Below are 218 nucleotides of genomic sequence, written 5' to 3' on the forward strand. Positions count from 1 at the left end.
TCTACGGTAAGCGTCTTGAGCTTGTCTTGAAGTTGACTAGCTAGTTCAAGTACGGCTTGAGTCATGAACTGACTGTCGCGACCATGGAGCCGTTTAACAATTGTCAGGCGACTCTTACGCTCCACAAAAGTAGCCACAGCTTGACCTTTACGTTTACCAGAAAGTACGGTATCAGCTTCAAAGTGGCCGAATTCCTGGCGAGTTTCTACTTTATGAGG

At 46.8% G+C, this 218-nt stretch carries 1 pseudogene; it reads right to left on the reverse strand.

The window, feature by feature from the left end:
- Positions 1-218 (reverse strand): annotated as a pseudogene (locus FC65_RS11390) (IS30 family transposase); the annotation flags it as partial.

Source organism: Ligilactobacillus acidipiscis DSM 15836 (genome assembly GCF_001435755.1).
GTDB classification, from domain to species: Bacteria; Bacillota; Bacilli; order Lactobacillales; family Lactobacillaceae; genus Ligilactobacillus; species Ligilactobacillus acidipiscis.